Source organism: Streptomyces hebeiensis, assembly GCF_052983195.1.
Genome location: NZ_CM129812.1, coordinates 252646 through 268458, shown reverse-complemented (window position 1 = coordinate 268458; position 15813 = coordinate 252646). Strand labels below are relative to the sequence as shown.

Sequence of the window (15813 nt, the reverse complement as noted above, 5' to 3'; positions counted from 1 at the left end):
TCTCTCCCCATCTCCAGGTGCCTCCGTGGGCCCTGCAGGGGGCTCACGGAGGCACGAAACGAGAGAGTACTATCAAACCGATAGGTGACTATCAAACCGATAGGGTGCTACCGGACATGCCGATGCGCGGGTAGCCTTCGCCGAAGAGGAAGGAGTCACAGATGGCCACCACCAAGGGCGACCGTGCCCGGCGGCGCAGAGTCGACGCACGCTCCACCATCGAGCGCATCACGGCCGCCGGACGGACGGTCCTCGGTGCGGGCGACGCCTCACTGGAGCAGATCGCGGCCGAGGCCGGCGTAGGCATCGCCACCTTGTACCGTCACTTTCCCAACCGGGAGGCCATCGTCCGGGCCGTCCTCGACGACATCCTCGAAACCGACCTGCTCCCCCTCATCGACGACGCCGTCGACACCCCTCGTCCCCGCCAGTCCCTCCAGGACATCGCCGCGCAACTGCTCGACCTGATCGCGCAGGAGAAGGGGCTGGTCACCTTCGCGAGCAACTTCTCCGACGTCGCCGTGGGCGTCCTTCAGCGCTTCAGTGAGTCGTTGCACCCTCTGCTGCTTCGCGCGCAGCAGCAGGGCGAGGTCCGTCACGATCTGACGGCCGAAGACATTCCGCGTTTTCTCGTGATGGCCGTTGCCGGGCTCGCGATCCCCGGCACCGCTCCCTCGATGCGGGCCCGATTCATCGCCCTGCTGTTCGACTCACTGAACCCCGCGAACGCGACACCCCTGCCTCCGCTCCGCCCCGGAGAGGGAGACCTGCGCATCGCGGTCGGCAACATCGCGCGCAACTGAAGGCCGCCCGCTCCGCCGAACCGACCCGGCAAAGCCGAATGCGCTGCGCGGCGCCGCCATGCCCTGCGGCGCCGCATCGAAAGCAACGCCACATCGCGGCGCCTGATGGAGGCCGCCGATGTGGTGCCGACCCGCCAGGGCGGTTCCCGGATGCTGTAGTTCCTGAACGTCAGGCTCTGGTTCGGAAGGCCGCGAGACGGGGGAACCCCGATCTCCTCCCGAAGGCACGTGATGGCGCCCCACGCACCTCGCGTTCGCCGCCACGGCGGTGAAGCCCCGCTGGGACGTGGAATCGACTCCCGGAGTGGAACTTTGTCGATAACGGAAACGGTAATCCGAGTTGGTATCGAGTACCACTTAGAGTCTGTGTACACTCTTGGTATGGTCGATCCCGCAACGTCGTCATCCACCCCCGGTGCCGCACCGTCCGGGCGTTCCTCGCTGCGTGAGCGGACGCGTGCCGCGATGCGGGCGGAGGTGAGCGAAGTCGCCTTCCGGCTCTTCGCCGAGCGCGGCTTCGACAACACGACCGTGGAGCAGATCGCCGCCGCGGCCGGTCTGTCGCGCACCACGTTCTTCCGGTACTTCGGCACCAAGGAGGAACTCGTGCTGGGCAGGGTGGGCGAGTTCGGCCGCGAGATCGCGGACGCCCTGGCCGCCCGGCCCGCGGGGGAGCGGCCCTGGGAGGCGCTACGTCGGGCGTTCGACGTGATCGCCGAACCCCGGCCCGGTGAGACCGGAGCGCCGATGGACATCATCCGGCTGCTCAGTGACGCCTGCGCGCTGATGACGCGGCAGTGGGAGAAAACGCAGGGCTGGCAGAGCATGCTGGTCCCGGAGATCTCCCGTCGCCTCGGCGGCCCGGATCCCGCCACCGACATGCGGGCCGGCGCCCTCGTGGCGGCGGCGATCTCGTGCCTGGACGCGGCCACCGACGCCTGGACCGCGGGCGGCGGTGTCGTCTCGCTGGCGGATCTCACCGACCAGGCAATGGGCGTCCTGCAGGAACCGGGCGACGTGCCCGGATAGCCCACCGCCGCACGGCCGGATGGCTGCGGCCTGCCAGGGCCGGTCGGCGCGGCCGACCTTTCATTGCGGCGACGGCTCCCCACGACCGCAGTCGCTCGATGCTGCCCTCGGGGGCAGTGCACCCTCAGATAGGACAAATCGTGAAAATTGCTGTTATTGGCGCAGGTGCGATCGGGAGCAATCTCGCCCGCAAGCTCAGCGCCGCCGGTCACGAGGTACAGGTCGCCGATGCCCGGGGCCCCGAGGCCGTTCCGGCCGAGGCGCTGGAGTCCGGTGCCCACGCTGTGGCCCTGAATGCCGCCGTGCGGGACAGGGACGTCATCGTCCTGTCCATCCCCTTCGACCGCGTACAGGAGCTGGCCGACCTGTTCGCCTCGGTTCCCAGCGAGACGGTGGTCATCGACACCTCCAACTACTATCCGCACCTCAACGGCCGCATCGAGGCCGTAGAGAACGGCCAGGTGGAGAGCGTGCGCAACGCCGAGCTGCTGGGCCGACCGGTGGTCAAGGCATGGAACGCCGCCCTGGCCGGGACTCAGCGGACCAAGGGCGTTCCGGCGGGCACCCCGGGGCGTATCGCGATCCCCGTCGCGGCCGATTCCGAGCAGGCGCGGCGGGTGGCCATGCAATTGGTGGACGACACGGGTTTCGACCCCTACGACGCCGGAGTGCTCGCCGACTCCTGGCGTCAGCAGCCCATGGGCCCCGCCTACTGCACAGAGCTGACCCTGGAAGAGATGGGCCCGGCCCTCGCCGCGGCCGACCGGCACAAGGACGCGCGCGTCCGCGACAGCATGCTGGAGCGCTTCGCCGCCCTCAGCGACGCGCCCACGCTGGAGGACGTCGTCGAGATGAACCGCGCCGCCCACCGCTGACACCGGTGCCGTCCCCGCTCGCGCACACGTCACTCGTGCCGACGAGCGGTCGGCGGGCCCGGCGGTGCGGGGCCCGCCGCGGCCGGGGTGGCACGCGCCCCGGCCGCCCCTGAACGCGGCAGAACAAGCAGGACACATCCGGCGCGGCACGGGTGGTGGGCGAGGCGCCGACCGCGCGTGCCGGCCGCAGCAAAGGACACGTGAGCCCCATGAAGTCGTGGCGTTTCAACGGAACCGGTCAGCCGCTGACCCTGGAGGAGGTACCGGCTCCACACGCGGGTCCGGGCGAGGTCGTCGTCGACGTCAGGGCCGCCGGCCTGTGCCATTCCGATGTCGGCGCGCTCGACGACCCGAGTGGATGACGTCGTTCCCGCGTATCCCGATGACGCTCGGGCACCAGAACGCCGGAGTGATCAGTGAGGTCGGCCCCGGGATGGACGACTGGAAGGTCGGCGACCGTGTCGGGCTGGCGCCGGTGATGCCCGACGGCGATGCCATCGGCTACGGAGCCTGGGACGGCGGCTACGGCCCCAAGATACGAGCCACCGCGGCGAACCTCGTCCGCCTGCCCGACGAACTCTCCTTCGAGCTGGGCGCGATGGCGACCGACGCGGGCATCACCTCCTACCACGCCATGGTCACCGTCGGCGGCCTGAAGAAGGGCATGCGGGTCGGAGTGATCGGCCTCGGGGGCCTCGGCTACATCGGCGCACGCGTCGCCGTCCTCAAGGGAGCGGAATCTATGCCGCCGACATCGACCCGTCCTCACGGGAACTCGCGGCCGAGATCGGGCTGGCGGGCGTCGCCGAGTCGATCACCGAGTTCGCCGACGAGGACCTGCCGCTGATCGTGGACTACGCCGGGTTCGGAACCACCACCGCCCAAGCGGTGGAGACGCTCGGCACGTCCGGGACGCTCGTGCAGGTCGGCCTCGGCCGCTTGGAGGCCACGGTGAACACCCAGGCCATCATCTTCAAGCAGCTACGGATCTTCGGCTCCCTGTCGGGCACGCAACAAGACCTCACCGAGCTCTACGAACTCATGAGCGGCGGAGAACTCAACCCGCCGCTCAACCCGATCGCACCGCGCGAGATCCCCGACGGCTTGCAGAGCCTGCGCGGCGGCGGAGTCGTCGGACGCATCATCGCCGCTTACGAACGCTGAGGCCCTGTCGGAGTTCGCCGCGCACGCTCATCGAATGCGGGTACCCCGAGCGGAACAACGGTTCGCAGCCCACCGGGCACGCCGTTCTTCCTCCGGCAGGGTCATCTTCTCGAACGTCATGAAGGACTGTTCGTACCCGGAGATGTCGACGAAGACCTCGGCTCCCGCCTGGCGGAGCGCGCCGGCACGTGCGTCGTCCTGGCGCACGAACGCGGGCTCCGGGTGCCCCTGTTCAAGCAGCATGTCGACCGCTGTTCGGCTCACACCACCGATTTCGCCGGGGCGAGGAAGGCGAGGAGTGCGGCGTTGACCTCGGCGGGACGCTCCTGCTGTGTCCAATGCCCACAGCCCTGAGGCACCACAAACCTCGTGCTGGGACCATCCCACCAGGCGGGATCGGCGGAATACCGAGCCCGGCCACCGCACGGACCTTGTCGGGGCACAGCGTCGCCGCGGTCCAGGCGGCGGGCGCGCCCCAGTCGTGACCATGACGATCGCCTGCTCCTCGCCGAGTTCCTCGATCAGGGCGATCACGTCGCCGACGAGGTGGAGCAGGGTGCACGAGGCGATGTCCGGTGGCTGCTCGCTGTGGGCGTAGCCACGCTGGTCGGGGGCGACGACCCGGTATCCGGCCGCTGCCGGTGCCTCGAACTGGTGGCGTCAGGAGTACCAGCTCTCCGGCCAGCCGTGCAGCGGCGGGACCAGCGGTCCCTGCCCCTGCTCGGCGATGCGCAGTCCGACTCCGTTCACGTCTGGTCCCCGCGCCCGTCGGGTCACGTGAACAGGGCGCGGTTCAGGCGCACGAGGTATTCCGCGTCAGGGTTCGTGCCGCTGTCTCCGACCCGCTCCTGGATTGCGGCGACCGCCAGGTCGCGACGTTTCGGCAGGCGCTCCGCCTCCGCCGCCGCCAGCGCGCCGGGCATCTCCTCGCGCGTGAGGTCCGTGCAGTAACTTGGCGCTCCGGGCTGCTGCCGCCACGAGTCCGCGAGCGTCCCGGCATCGAACGCGTCGAACCCGGTGTCCTCGACAAGTGCCATGGCCAGTCGCCGGTCCCTGTCGCTGTCGGCGGCGACGGGGATGGCGATGCGGTCCGCGCTTCCCGCGGGCTCGGCCTTGGCCGCGAACGAGTGCGAGCCGATCGCGTTCCATGCTTTGGCGATCGGTCGGCCCAGTAGTTCGGTGGCCCACAGGCTTTCCGCCTGACCGGCGTCGATGGCCTCGATCTGACTGTCGCGCAAGGGATAGTAGTTCGACGTGTCGACGACGACCGTATCGGCCGGCATGTCGGCGAGGAGCGGCGCGATCTCGGGAAGACGGTTCAAGGGGATCGAAAGGATCAGGACGTCCACGTCCGCGACGGCTTCCGCAACGGTGACCGCGCGTCCGCCCGAGGCCAGTACGTCGGCATCGACAGTCTCCGGGCCGCGCGAGTTGGCCACCTTCACGTCATGCCCGGCGGTGCTCAACCGTAGGGTCAGGGTCTTGCCGATGTGCCCGACACCCAAAATGCCGATCTTCATACTGGATCTCCTCGTCTCGATTGATGTGCCGTGGCGGAGGCGGGCTGCGGCGGACGCGTCAGGAGCCCCTCCCAGCGACGGGCGATCGGTGGACGTTGGGCCGACCGGCCTGGACTTACCGAATGGGCCGTCCGACCCAGTCGGCCACGGCGCCTCCCGATGCCCGGGTGATGACAAGCACCGCGACCGCGAAACGTCCACAAGGGCTGAACTCCACGGAATCGCCCGCACCTACGCGTCCGGCATGCCTCAGCGCCCGCCCGCAGGCGTCTCCCATCCGGAACGCATGAGGGCGTTGAGAGCCTCGTGCGATGACTCGTCGGCCATGGCGGCACCGCACGCCCAGGCCGTCGCCAGCGTGCTGAGGAACAAGTCCCGTGCCCGTACCCACGACTGGGCGCCGCCATCACGCTGGGCCGCGAGGAGGAACTCCTCGGTGACAGAGATGAAGCCCTGGCAGGTGATCGCCAGAGGGGACGTGTCTTCGGTCAGAGCGGCGCGCAGGGGCTCGGGCAGGCCGTCGAAGGCGGTCGCCCACTTGCTCAGCGCCTCCAGCCACTGGGCAAGCGCGGTGCTGGAGTCGGTCTCGTCGCCCTGGATGGCGACGCGACGGGCTTCCAGTTCTTCGTCCCGAGCTCGCAGGAGAGCGGCGATCAGCGCCTCCCGGTTGGGAAAGTGCCGGTAAAGGGTGCCCGGGCCGACACCGGCCAGCTTGGCGATGGCATCCATGGAGCCGGTGATGCCGCGCTCGGCGAAGAACTCCTCCGCCACCTCAAGGATGTGCGTACGGTTGCGCTGCTTGTCCGCCCGCGACCGACGTCCCTCCACGCCTGGCACGCCCATGTCCGCACACCTCCCTCCGACGGTACGAAGACCGTCTCCGTACTGTCGTTCCGCAAAACGGAGAGTATCTCCTCATTGGCGTCGACGCCACCGCGCGCCGTTGTGAAGGGCGTCAGCGCCGAACAGCGACTGTCCCAGAAGACGGCACACCGGACTCACCCTCTACCAGATCCCCGCCACCATCCAGGAGACCTCCTGAACTGCTGGACCGGCACCTGAACCACCTGCCACGCGTGCAGGATGGGGAACTTCCCGCGGCTTCGCCCGACAGTATCTGGGGACGGTCGAGACCGTGTCGCGAACAGATCACCAGCCTCGCCCAGGCGCTGCCAGAGGCGCATGTGCACGACCTGGTCTGGGGCCTCCAGAGCTACGCCCAGTGCTGCATCGACGCCGGCCGGCACAACCTGGCGGTCTCCGCGATCGACCAGATCGTCGACCTACGTCGCCAGATCGCCGAGCAGGAGCACGACCACGCCACGCAGGACCCGGAGATCGGAAAGGCGCTGGACGTCCGCGCCTGGCCCCTGACTCAACCGGCCGACGGCCAATGAAAACCGCTGGCGGCCTGATCAACACGACCACGCGTTGCAATGGCCTCTCGGATCCGCCTGCGGGCTGGGGCTCCGGGGACGTTGGGGCGCCGCCGCCGAGCGTACGATTTGGAGTGTGAATCCGCGACTGGCTTTGCTCAGTACGGTGGCCTTCGGTGCCCCGGAAAGCGAAGTCTTCCGGCTGGCGCTCCAGCACGCCACAGGTGAGCTGTGCGCTCTGGGCGGGACGATCCATCTGTGTGGTCCCACGTCCGCGTTGTGCCTGGCGTCGGCGGTTGGTCTGCCACCCGCCCTCACCCGCTCCTGGGAGATCATCGATCAGGAAAGCCTGCTGGCCCCGGCGTGTGCCCTGCGCCAGGGCACTGCCGTATGGCTGCCGCTGCTCCCCGCCGAAGCCGCCGATGTCCCAGGGCTCGGCACGGGCCTGGCCGCCCTGCCGGTGTCCGGCGGGGGCCGCATCACAGGCACCATCACCCTTCTGACAGGCGACCGGGGCGAGCCCACCCCGGAGCAGTGGGATTTCCTCCGGGTCGTCGCCGCCTGGACCGAGGGGCACATGGCCCGGGCCCCGAGGCTGTCCGACTCCGCGCCGAAGGAGCCCGATGGCGAGCGGCCCTGGCAGGACGTCCCGGGCCTCAGGGTCGGCTGGTGGGACTGGAACCTCCAGACCGACGGGCTGATCTGGGACGCGGTGGCCATGGAGTTCTACGGCAGCAGACCGGTCGATTTCACCGGCAAGATCCAGGACTGGATGCACATTCTCCACCCCGACGACCTGGCACCGACGCTGGCGGAGGCGCAGCGGGCGATCCGTGAGCATTCGGTGTACGAGGCCGCGTACCGGGTACGGCGTCTGGACGGCACGTACGGCTGGTCGCGGGCCCGCGGTATGCCGACGTACGACGACCAGGGCCGGCCGCTCCGGATGGTCGGCGTGAGGTGGGAGAACAGCGAGTTGCCTTCCGCTCGGGACGCGCTCAGCCGGGCCCTTCGGCAGATGAGCGACGGTTTCCTGGCGGTGGATCCTGAATGGCGCATCATCTTCACCAACCTGGAAGCGGAACACGTACTGGGATTCTCCCAGGAGCAACTTTTCGGGCGTGTGCTGTGGGACCTGCCCGCCGCGCGGCGGATCCAGGGCCTGGAGCGCCGTTGCCAGAGGGCCGCCGCAGAGGGGAAGCCCGCCAGCTTTGACGTGCACATGTCGGACATGGGGCGTCGTTACCGGCTGCGGCTGGTCCCGGGGCCCGTGGGCTGCGCCCTCTACCTGACGGACGTCACCGAGAAACTGCGTGTGCAGGAGGAGCGCCGGGCGGCCGAGAACGACGCGTCCGAGCGAGCGGCCCAGATCACGGAACTGACCGCCGCGCTCGCCAAGGCGACGACCTCACAGGACGTGGTGGACGCGGTCGCGCAGCGGGTGCTGCCGCCGTTCGACGCCGTCGGACTCATGGTGCAGGCCATCGAAGGAAACCGGCTCCTCAATGTCGGGTCCGTCGGCTACGCGGACGACTTCCTCGACCTCGTGAACGACCGCGCCGCAGCCGGCACCAGCCCGTCCTGGAGCGTGATCTCGTCCGGAGCACCGGCATTCCTGTCCTCGCCGCAGGAGTATGTCGCGTACGCGCCTGACCACGCCGACCTGCCCGGCATCGCCAACAAACAGGCGTGGGCGTTCCTGCCGCTGACGGCGTCCGGTCGCACGTTCGGGGTGTGCGTCGTCTCCTTCGACCGCCCGCGTCGGCTCAACGACGACGAGCGTTCCCTGCTGACCACGATCAGCGCCCTCGTCGCACAGGCCTTGGAGCGGGCCCGGCTGTACGACGCCGAGCGCGTCCGGTCCCGCGAACTCCAGCGCAGCCTGCTTCCCACCGACCTGCCCGACCTGCCCGCTTGCGAGACCGCCGCGTGTTACCTCCCCGCCGGGCAGGGCATGGACGTGGGCGGTGACTGGTACGACGTCATCCCGCTCTCCAGCGGCCGCGTCGCCCTCGTCGTCGGCGATGTCATGGGCCACGGCCTGCCCGAGGCGGCCACCATGGGCCGTCTGCGCACGGCCGTCCACACTCTGGCCGACCTCGAACTGCCCCCCGACGAAATCATGGGGCACCTCAATGACATCGTCGGCGTCATAGGCGAGGAGTCGTACGTGACCTGCCTGTACGCGCTCTACGACTCCACCACCCAGGCCTGCACCATCGCCAGCGCCGGGCACCCGCCCCCGGCACTGGTGCACCCCGACGGCACCGTGAGGTTCCCGGAACTGGGCGCTGACCCGCCCCTCGGCGCGGCCGAGCCGCCGTTCGAAACGGTCGAGCTGACGCTGCCCGAGGGCACCCTGGTCGTGCTCTACACCGACGGCCTCGTCGAATCGGCGAAACGCGACATCGACGAGGGCATGGCGGACCTGGTCCGGCTCCTGCGCACCGCCCACGAGGACGGCACCGACGCGGATCTGGAGCGCCTCTGCGACACGCTGACGGTCGGCATGCTCCCCGCCGAGCACCAAGCAGCCGACGACGCAGCGCTCCTCGTCGCCCGCCTCCATGCCCTGAACGCGGACAGGATGGCCTCCTGGCCGCTCGCCGAGGACCCGAAGGCGGCGAGCCTGGCCCGCCGGCATGTCAGCGAGCAACTCTCCGCCTGGGGCCTGGACGACCTGACATTCACCACGGAACTGCTGGCCAGCGAACTGGTGGGCAACGTCGTACGCCACGCCAAGGGCCCGGTCAGCTTGCGTCTGCTGCACGGCGCCGAGCTGATCTGCGAGGTCTTCGACGGCAGCCTCACGATGCCCCGTATGCGCCGCGCCGCGGACACCGACGAAGGCGGCCGCGGGCTGCAGCTGATCACGGCGCTCTCGCAACGCTGGGGCACCCGCTACACGACGAATGGAAAGTGCATCTGGACCGAGCAGGCCCTGCACGGCCCGGACGACCGCGGGAGCTAATCGTCCGATGCCCTGGAGCTGATGTTCCCGGGCGCGGACGGAGTCGACAGAAGAGGCGGATTCGACCTGGACTTTCCCCGGACGACGACACGGTCCCGTCTCCCATCTCGTCTACCACCGCCTGACCTGCACTTCTACCGATGTGTCTACCGCGATCTCCCGCCGGATCCACCGGTCATCTACCGCAGGGTGGCCGTCCGCCCGGCAGCTAAGCGGCCGTCCCGTCTCCCCATCCCGAAAGACTGGAGGGCCTGGCACGACACTCCCCCAAGGCGATGAGCCTCGACGCGCTGCGGCGGAAGAACGAGCAGAGCCAGAAGAGCGCGGGGCGGAAGACCGGAACTCCCGCGCCGACCACCACCACGACGGGACGCTGGACGCACGACGATCACAACAGCCACTGCCACTCGTGAGGGCACCGCCTGGGCCACCGTGCGCAACGAAAGTCGGCAGCTGATGTGGGTGATGCGTCAATCAAGTGGTTGTGGGTCGCCAGGCGGTCGGCCCGTGGTTGGCTCACTGTCGGCATCGGGATTTCCGTGCGCTGCCTGGGGCCCGTGGACGCGAAGCTCCAGCAAGGGAATCCCGTGAGCACTGAGAACAAGGCCGGGCTCAACGCGCTGCTGACTCCCGAGGAGAGCGTGGTCGTGCTGATCGACCATCAGCCGTTTCAGTTCGCCAGTCTGAACAGCCCTGAACCGGCGGTGACCGTCAACGCGGCCGAGGTCCAGGCCCAGCGCGGCGGGGCCGGCGGTGTGGCCTTCGCCTGGGAGACGCGGCTCCTGGCCACGCCCACCGGAAGCGAGGCCTGACATCGCTTCCGTGTTGGCTCCCGTCCGTATCGGGTACTGCCTGTCGCTGACCGGTTCCCCCGCGGACAACAGCCGGTCGGCCCGCCTCGCCCTTGAGATCTGGCGCGCGGACGTCAACGCTCGCGGTGGACTGCTCGGCCGTCCCGCCGGGCTCGGATTCGGCGGGAAGAAAGTTGATGCGTCAACCGGATTGGGCTAGTGTGCAACGAGACTCACGCGGAGGACTTGAGGGAGGACACATGGCGGTGGAAGTGAGCGATGCTCCCGGGGACAAGCGGTACGAGGCCCGGGTCGACGGAAAGGCCGAGGTCGCGGGCGTCGCGGAGTACATCCGTACGGCGGAACTGATCGCGTTCGTACACACCGAGGTCTCGCCGGAGCACGAGGGCAGGGGAGTCGGGGCGGCACTGGCCCGCACGTCCCTCGACGAGGCGCGGGCCGCGAACCTGCGGGTGCTGGCCACCTGCCCGTTCTACGCCGGGTGGATCGCCCGGCACCCCGAGTATCAGGACCTGCTGTACCAGTCCCGCAGCAAAGTCAGCGACTGAACAGCCGGGTCCGCGAGCGATGGAGGCCGAAATGAGCGGGGGAACCGAGAAGAAGGCATACGAGGGCCGGTCGATCACCGTGACCTTCGAGGCCAGGCGGTGCCGCCACGCCGCCGAGTGCGTGAACGGTCTGCCGGAGGTCTTCGATCCGGGCAAGCGCCCGTGGATCCGGCCCGACGGTGCCGAGGCCGAACGCCTGGCCGAAGTGGTGCGCCGCTGCCCGTCGGGAGCGTTGCAGTACGAACTCGTGGACGGCGAGGCGGAGACCACGCGGGGCCCCGCGGCCGGACAGCTCCGGGCCGACCCGCCCTCTCACACGTAAACGCCCAACAGGAGCCAGGAGTCGGGCAGATGTCCCTCACCGTGCGGTTCTCCGAACAAGCTCAAGATCGCCGAGGGCGAGACGCTCCTGGTCCACGCCGCCGCCGGTGGTGTCGGCACCTTCGCCGTTCAGCTTGCCGTCGACCGGGGCGTGCGCGTCATCGGCACCGCGAGCGAGAGCAGCCACAAGCGGCCGCGGTGAGATCCCGGACTCCATCGAACTCGCCGGCGGGCCGGCGCGGGTCGTCTCCCTCGCGGCCTTCGACGCGGCAGGAAGTGGTATCCAGATCCACAGGGGCGAACCGGGAGCGGGCGGGGCCCAAGCGCTCGGGGACATTCTCGCCTCATCGAGGCGGGGTGGTTGCGGGTGTCGATCCAGCGGACGTACCCCCTCGGCGAGGTGGCGGCCGCACTGGAGGTCAGCCGGTCGGGGCACTTGGGCGGCAAGCTCGTACTGCTTCCGGCGTGAGGGCGCCGGCGTCCCGCGAACAACGGCATGAGCTGATCCTCCGGGCCTCGACGCCCACAGCGACCAGAAAGGTAGAAGAAATAATGGGGTACATCACCGTAGGGAACGAGAACAGCACGCCGGTCGAGCTCTACTACGAGGACCAGGGCGAGGGCCGGCCAGTCGTCCTGATCCATGGATATCCACTGAACGGCCACAGCTGGGAGCGCCAGACGCGCGATCTCCTGGCCGCCGGATACCGCGTCATCACCTACGACCGCCGGGGATTCGGTAAGTCGTCGAAGGTGAACTCCGGATACGACTACGACACCTTCGCCGGGGACCTGAACACCGTGCTGGAGATGCTCGACCTCCGTGACGTCGCCCTGGTGGGCTTCTCGATGGGTACCGGCGAAGTCGCCCGTTACGTATCGCGATTCGGACATGAAAGGGTCGCCAAGATGGCGTTCCTGGCCTCGCTGGAGCCTTTCCTCGTCGCCCGGGACGACAATCCCGAGGGTGTGCCGCGGAAGGTCTTCGACGGAATCGAGGCGGCGGCGAAAGGCGATCGGTACGCCTGGTACACGCAGTTCTTCTCGGACTTCTACGATCTGGAGGAGAACCTCGGCAGTCGGATCAGCCAGGAGGCCGTCACCGCGAGCTGGAACGTGGCGACGTCGAGTGCCCCCGTGGCGGCGCACGCGGTCGTTTCCGCCTGGATCGAAGACTTCCGCGCCGATGTCGAGGCGGTCCGCGACAGCGGCAAGCCGGCTCTGATCCTGCACGGCACGGCCGACAAGATCCTGCCCATCGACGCCACCGCCCGCCGTTTTCGGCAGGACTTGCCCAAGGCGCGGTACGTGGAGATCGAGGGTGCCCCGCACGGGTTGCTCTGGACGCACGCGGACGAGGTCAACTCGGCCCTGCGCTCCTTCCTCGGCTAGGCCGTGCCGGACGTCGCGTGCCAGGCGGGATTTGTCGGACACCAGGTACGCGACGACGGCGGCCCCCGCTTTCGGTGGGAGCGGGGGGGAGCACTCGGTGGTGTATTTCAACGTCACCGTCGACACGCGGGAAGCGGCGGCTCCGCTCCTCCCGCCGCCGAAGGGACCCTGGGGCTCCCAACTCCCACCGCTCTCAACACCGGCCTCGCGACAGAGGGACCTGCCTCATGAAGACTCCCGTGCCCGACTATCTGGACGAAGTACTCGACAGCCTGCGTGACGACACCAGCGGTGCCAACGCCGACTACATCCCCGAGCTCGCCGAAGCCGATCCGGAGCCCTTCGGCATGGCGCTGACCACGACGCTCGGTCGCACCTACGCCGCAGGCGACGCCGACACGGAGTTCTCCATCCAGTCGATCTCCAAGCCGTTCGCCTATGCGGCGGCCATCATCGACCGCGGCCTCGACCGCGTCCTGGATGTCGTCGGGGTCGAGCCGTCCGGCGAGGCCTTCAACGAGCTCTCCCTCGAAGGGGGAACCCACCGGCCCAAGAACCCCATGATCAACGCCGGAGCGATCACCACGCATTCGCTCCTGGTCGGCGCCGAGGCCGGTCAGGTCGAGCGCGTCGACCGTGCCCTGGCGTTCTTCTCCCGCCTCGCGGGACGGGATCTGCGGGTCGACGAGCGCGTGTGTGCCTCGGAGCTCGCCTCCGCGCACCGTAACCTCGCCCTCGCCTACATGCTGCGCACCTACGGCATTCTCGACGGGGACGTGCCCGCCGTCGTCGAGGGGTACACCCGCCAGTGCTCGATCCTGGTCAGCGTCCGGGACCTCTCCGTGATGGCCGCGACGCTCGCCACCGGAGGTATCCAGCCCGTCACCGGCGAACGGATCATGGCGCCCGCCGTCGCCCGGCACGTCATGGCCGTGATGGCCGCGGCCGGGATGTACGACGCGGCGGGCGACTGGCTCACCCGTGTCGGCATCCCCGCCAAGAGCGGCGTCGCCGGTGGCATCGTCGGCGTCCTGCCCGACCGGGTGGGCATCGGAACCTTCTCCCCGCGCCTGGACTCCCACGGCAACAGCCAGCGAGGGCGCCGCGCCTTCGAGCGGCTCTCCCGCGACATGGGGATGCACCTGTTCGCCTCCGACCAGGGCAGGCTCGACGCCGTCGACGTGAGCGAGTCGCCGGGCACGGTCACCTTCGCTCTCCGGGGCAACGTCCAACTCACCGCCGCCTCGGAGCTCTTGGACCTGATGGCCGGCTCGGACGGCCCGGCCGACGTGGTTCTGGACGTCACCAGGGTGCACTCCTTCTCCGATCTCGGCCGTCGCATGTCGCTCGAAGGGCTGCGCCGACTGCGGCTGGACGGACGCAAGGTCGCCGTCCGGGACCCCTCGGGCGTGCTCCCGGACCCTGATCTGGGAGACGGCAGCTATCCGGACACCGTCTGACCTGCCCTGTCTCGCAATCAGGACGTGGCGCGGTCGGCGACGCGACCTCGCAGAACTCCGAGCTTCTCGCCCAGACTGCCGATCGCTATGGAGAGGTGTCCGTGCTCGGGTTCCAGGTGAACCTCAGCCGTGGGCAGGTGCCCGGTCAGCCACCGGCAGTGGGTGACCGGGACCATCTGGTCCGCGGCGCCGTGCCACAGCTCGATCGGCGCCGCGACAGCGGCGAGGTCAAAACCCCACGGGCTCGTGAGCGCGGCCAGGTCCGCGACCCAACCCTCGTCCCCTCGCGACAGACCGTGGTCCGACCAGATCCGCAACCGCGCCCGGCGCGGCAGCCTCGGCGGACGCCCGCCGACAGTCGATCGCGAAATCTACAAGCAGCGCAACGTTGTGGCGGTGCTTCAACCGCTTGAAGCAATGGCGCGGCATCGCGACCCGCTACGACAAGACCGCCGAGTCCTGTCAGGCAACCGTCACCCTCGCATCACCCCTGATGTGGGCGTGACCTTTGGTGAAGTCAGCTCCTCGCGACTCGCTCCCCCCCGGTGCCCCGGCCGTCTTCCTCCAGGTTCCGGGTGAGACGCCTTCCCTCTTCGAGAAAGCCCGGCTCAGGGCGGTCCCGGTGTCGTAGCCGACCCTGACGGCGATCTCCTGAACGCTCAGTGGGGTCTCTCGAAGCAGAACTTTCACCCGGTACATGCGCCATGTCGTGAGGTAGCTCAGCGGGGTGTCCCCCGTCCGTTCCTTGAACAGCGTGGCGAACGCCGAGCGTGACATCCCCGCCGTTCGGGCGAGTTCGCCGACCGTCCACGAACGGCTCAGGTCTGCGTGCAACTCCTGCATGGCGAGGGCCAGCCGGGGGTCCCGGAGGGCGGCGACCCAGCCGACACTGCCGCTCCCGACGTCCGCGCAGCAGGTTCGCAGGGCCTGGACGAAGAGCGCGTCGGACAAACGGCCCATGACGAAGCCGGCGCCGAGTCGATTGGCCGAGCTCTCGTGTTCGATGAGCTCGAACGTGGCGCGCAGGAGCTCGCCGGAGGCGTCGTCCGGGGGCAACCGGAACAATGGTGGCAGGAGCGCGAAGAGCGGTTCGGCGGCGACGGCGTCGAAAGTGAAACGAGTGGAGAGAATCCGGGTCGGCTCGCCGTCGCCTCCGACTCGTACCAGGTGACCGGGTGCCTGAGCCGCCAGGTCGTCGCAGTCGAGAATCTCACTGTCGTCCGCGTCTCGCAGGGTGAAGCCCACACCCGCGCGAACCAGGAAGCAGTCGTTCGACTGCAGGCGCTGTGGACGGGCCAGGACGTCCGAGTCGAGCCGGCACGAGCCGCCTGAGATGAGGATCAGCCGGGCCAGGTGCCGTGGGGGGAACGAGACACCCCACGGCGCGTTCGCTTCCACTCGGATATATCGCGCGTCCTCGATCCTCATCGTGGCGAGGAGGTCGTCGACCGGATCCATTTACCCTCCTGGACGCTCTGCACTAAACAGTGGACGGAAAGATGCCAATCGTCCAGAACCGTCAGCCTACCGTGGCGGTAGTTC

The 15813-nt window shown here is 69.0% G+C and carries 18 protein-coding genes and 4 pseudogenes; 16 read left to right on the top strand and 6 right to left on the bottom strand.

What is annotated here, in order from left to right:
• Positions 1 to 161: 161 nt before the first annotated feature.
• The 6 genes from ACU6P3_RS01170 (at position 162) to ACU6P3_RS01145 (ending at position 3871) form a co-directional block, all read left to right on the top strand.
• The gene (locus tag ACU6P3_RS01170) at positions 162 to 803 is read left to right on the top strand and encodes a TetR/AcrR family transcriptional regulator (protein ID WP_447195484.1); all 642 of its coding nucleotides are present in this window, start codon (positions 162 to 164) and stop codon (positions 801 to 803) included.
• A 381-nt stretch (positions 804 to 1184) separates the two neighbouring features.
• Positions 1185 to 1832 (top strand): TetR family transcriptional regulator, encoded by a 648-nt coding sequence (locus ACU6P3_RS01165; protein ID WP_447195483.1) that lies wholly within the window; start codon positions 1185 to 1187, stop codon positions 1830 to 1832.
• Between the two features lie 140 nt (positions 1833 to 1972).
• Positions 1973 to 2707 (top strand): NADPH-dependent F420 reductase, encoded by a 735-nt coding sequence (locus tag ACU6P3_RS01160; protein ID WP_447195482.1) that lies wholly within the window; start codon positions 1973 to 1975, stop codon positions 2705 to 2707.
• 209 nt (positions 2708 to 2916) lie between these two features.
• Positions 2917 to 3069 carry a hypothetical protein gene (locus ACU6P3_RS01155; protein WP_447195481.1) on the top strand — a complete coding sequence of 51 codons (153 nt, stop codon included), beginning with the start codon at positions 2917 to 2919 and terminating at the stop codon, positions 3067 to 3069.
• Entirely contained in the window at positions 3066 to 3554 is a 489-nt protein-coding gene (locus tag ACU6P3_RS01150; protein WP_447195480.1) for an alcohol dehydrogenase catalytic domain-containing protein, read from the top strand. Before ACU6P3_RS01155 ends, ACU6P3_RS01150 begins: the two co-directional genes overlap by 4 nt.
• On the top strand, positions 3446 to 3871 hold the full coding sequence (locus tag ACU6P3_RS01145; protein ID WP_447198173.1) for a zinc-binding dehydrogenase: 426 nt from the start codon (positions 3446 to 3448) through the stop codon (positions 3869 to 3871). The genes ACU6P3_RS01150 and ACU6P3_RS01145 overlap by 109 nt, the downstream gene beginning before the upstream one ends.
• A 27-nt stretch (positions 3872 to 3898) precedes the next feature.
• Here ACU6P3_RS01145 and ACU6P3_RS01140 read toward each other — a convergent pair whose 3' ends face one another.
• The 4 genes and pseudogenes from ACU6P3_RS01140 to ACU6P3_RS01125 form a co-directional block, all read right to left on the bottom strand.
• Positions 3899 to 4135 (bottom strand): hypothetical protein, encoded by a 237-nt coding sequence (locus ACU6P3_RS01140; protein WP_447198199.1) that lies wholly within the window; start codon positions 4133 to 4135, stop codon positions 3899 to 3901.
• A 121-nt stretch (positions 4136 to 4256) separates the two neighbouring features.
• Positions 4257 to 4621: pseudogene (locus tag ACU6P3_RS01135) on the bottom strand (alpha/beta fold hydrolase); the annotation flags it as partial.
• A gap of 23 nt (positions 4622 to 4644) precedes the next feature.
• Positions 4645 to 5592 (bottom strand): NADPH-dependent F420 reductase, encoded by a 948-nt coding sequence (locus ACU6P3_RS01130; protein ID WP_447195479.1) that lies wholly within the window; start codon positions 5590 to 5592, stop codon positions 4645 to 4647.
• A 48-nt stretch (positions 5593 to 5640) separates the two neighbouring features.
• Entirely contained in the window at positions 5641 to 6234 is a 594-nt protein-coding gene (locus tag ACU6P3_RS01125; RefSeq protein WP_447195478.1) for a TetR/AcrR family transcriptional regulator, read from the bottom strand.
• Between the two features lie 341 nt (positions 6235 to 6575).
• On the opposite strand from ACU6P3_RS01125, the gene ACU6P3_RS01120 reads away from it, so the two are divergent.
• The 10 genes and pseudogenes from ACU6P3_RS01120 to ACU6P3_RS01075 all read left to right on the top strand — a co-directional run bounded on the left by ACU6P3_RS01120 (position 6576) and on the right by ACU6P3_RS01075 (position 14271).
• Positions 6576 to 6788 carry a hypothetical protein gene (locus tag ACU6P3_RS01120; protein WP_447195477.1) on the top strand — a complete coding sequence of 71 codons (213 nt, stop codon included), beginning with the start codon at positions 6576 to 6578 and terminating at the stop codon, positions 6786 to 6788.
• A gap of 115 nt (positions 6789 to 6903) precedes the next feature.
• A complete protein-coding gene (locus ACU6P3_RS01115) occupies positions 6904 to 9738 on the top strand; it encodes a SpoIIE family protein phosphatase (RefSeq protein ID WP_447195476.1) in 2835 nt (944 codons plus the stop codon).
• A 275-nt stretch (positions 9739 to 10013) separates the two neighbouring features.
• Positions 10014 to 10151: a hypothetical protein gene (locus tag ACU6P3_RS01110; protein ID WP_447195475.1), complete on the top strand. Its 138-nt coding sequence runs from the start codon at positions 10014 to 10016 to the stop codon at positions 10149 to 10151.
• 174 nt (positions 10152 to 10325) lie between these two features.
• Positions 10326 to 10460 (top strand): annotated as a pseudogene (locus ACU6P3_RS01105) (hydrolase); the annotation flags it as partial.
• 329 nt (positions 10461 to 10789) lie between these two features.
• Positions 10790 to 11098, top strand: coding sequence for a GNAT family N-acetyltransferase (locus ACU6P3_RS01100; protein ID WP_344282287.1), 309 nt, complete (start codon positions 10790 to 10792; stop codon positions 11096 to 11098).
• A gap of 31 nt (positions 11099 to 11129) precedes the next feature.
• Positions 11130 to 11420, top strand: a complete 291-nt coding sequence (locus ACU6P3_RS01095; protein WP_447195474.1) for a (4Fe-4S)-binding protein — start codon at positions 11130 to 11132, stop codon at positions 11418 to 11420.
• A gap of 60 nt (positions 11421 to 11480) precedes the next feature.
• Positions 11481 to 11606: pseudogene (locus tag ACU6P3_RS01090) on the top strand (NADP-dependent oxidoreductase); the annotation flags it as partial.
• Positions 11607 to 11762: 156 nt separating this feature from the next.
• Positions 11763 to 11888: pseudogene (locus ACU6P3_RS01085) on the top strand (zinc-binding dehydrogenase); the annotation flags it as partial.
• An 83-nt stretch (positions 11889 to 11971) separates the two neighbouring features.
• On the top strand, positions 11972 to 12811 hold the full coding sequence (locus ACU6P3_RS01080) for an alpha/beta fold hydrolase (protein WP_447195473.1): 840 nt from the start codon (positions 11972 to 11974) through the stop codon (positions 12809 to 12811).
• Positions 12812 to 13038: 227 nt separating this feature from the next.
• The gene (locus ACU6P3_RS01075; protein WP_447195472.1) at positions 13039 to 14271 is read left to right on the top strand and encodes a glutaminase; all 1233 of its coding nucleotides are present in this window, start codon (positions 13039 to 13041) and stop codon (positions 14269 to 14271) included.
• 17 nt (positions 14272 to 14288) lie between these two features.
• Here ACU6P3_RS01075 and ACU6P3_RS01070 read toward each other — a convergent pair whose 3' ends face one another.
• Both ACU6P3_RS01070 and ACU6P3_RS01065 read right to left on the bottom strand, forming a co-directional pair.
• Positions 14289 to 14588 carry an alpha/beta fold hydrolase family protein gene (locus ACU6P3_RS01070; RefSeq protein WP_447195471.1) on the bottom strand — a complete coding sequence of 100 codons (300 nt, stop codon included), beginning with the start codon at positions 14586 to 14588 and terminating at the stop codon, positions 14289 to 14291.
• Between the two features lie 145 nt (positions 14589 to 14733).
• Positions 14734 to 15729 (bottom strand): AraC family transcriptional regulator, encoded by a 996-nt coding sequence (locus tag ACU6P3_RS01065; RefSeq protein ID WP_447195470.1) that lies wholly within the window; start codon positions 15727 to 15729, stop codon positions 14734 to 14736.
• Positions 15730 to 15813 lie beyond the last annotated feature (84 nt).

Coding starts and splice junctions, on each gene's coding strand:
- ACU6P3_RS01150 (WP_447195480.1), top strand. CDS start 3,066: ATGACGTCGTTCCCGCGTATCCCGATGACGCTCGGGCACCAGAACGCC.
- ACU6P3_RS01155 (WP_447195481.1), top strand. CDS start 2,917: ATGAAGTCGTGGCGTTTCAACGGAACCGGTCAGCCGCTGACCCTGGAG.
- ACU6P3_RS01170 (WP_447195484.1), top strand. CDS start 162: ATGGCCACCACCAAGGGCGACCGTGCCCGGCGGCGCAGAGTCGACGCA.
- ACU6P3_RS01100 (WP_344282287.1), top strand. CDS start 10,790: ATGGCGGTGGAAGTGAGCGATGCTCCCGGGGACAAGCGGTACGAGGCC.
- ACU6P3_RS01095 (WP_447195474.1), top strand. CDS start 11,130: ATGAGCGGGGGAACCGAGAAGAAGGCATACGAGGGCCGGTCGATCACC.
- ACU6P3_RS01110 (WP_447195475.1), top strand. CDS start 10,014: ATGAGCCTCGACGCGCTGCGGCGGAAGAACGAGCAGAGCCAGAAGAGC.
- ACU6P3_RS01165 (WP_447195483.1), top strand. CDS start 1,185: ATGGTCGATCCCGCAACGTCGTCATCCACCCCCGGTGCCGCACCGTCC.
- ACU6P3_RS01075 (WP_447195472.1), top strand. CDS start 13,039: ATGAAGACTCCCGTGCCCGACTATCTGGACGAAGTACTCGACAGCCTG.
- ACU6P3_RS01125 (WP_447195478.1), bottom strand. CDS start 6,234: ATGGGCGTGCCAGGCGTGGAGGGACGTCGGTCGCGGGCGGACAAGCAG.
- ACU6P3_RS01080 (WP_447195473.1), top strand. CDS start 11,972: ATGGGGTACATCACCGTAGGGAACGAGAACAGCACGCCGGTCGAGCTC.
- ACU6P3_RS01065 (WP_447195470.1), bottom strand. CDS start 15,729: ATGGATCCGGTCGACGACCTCCTCGCCACGATGAGGATCGAGGACGCG.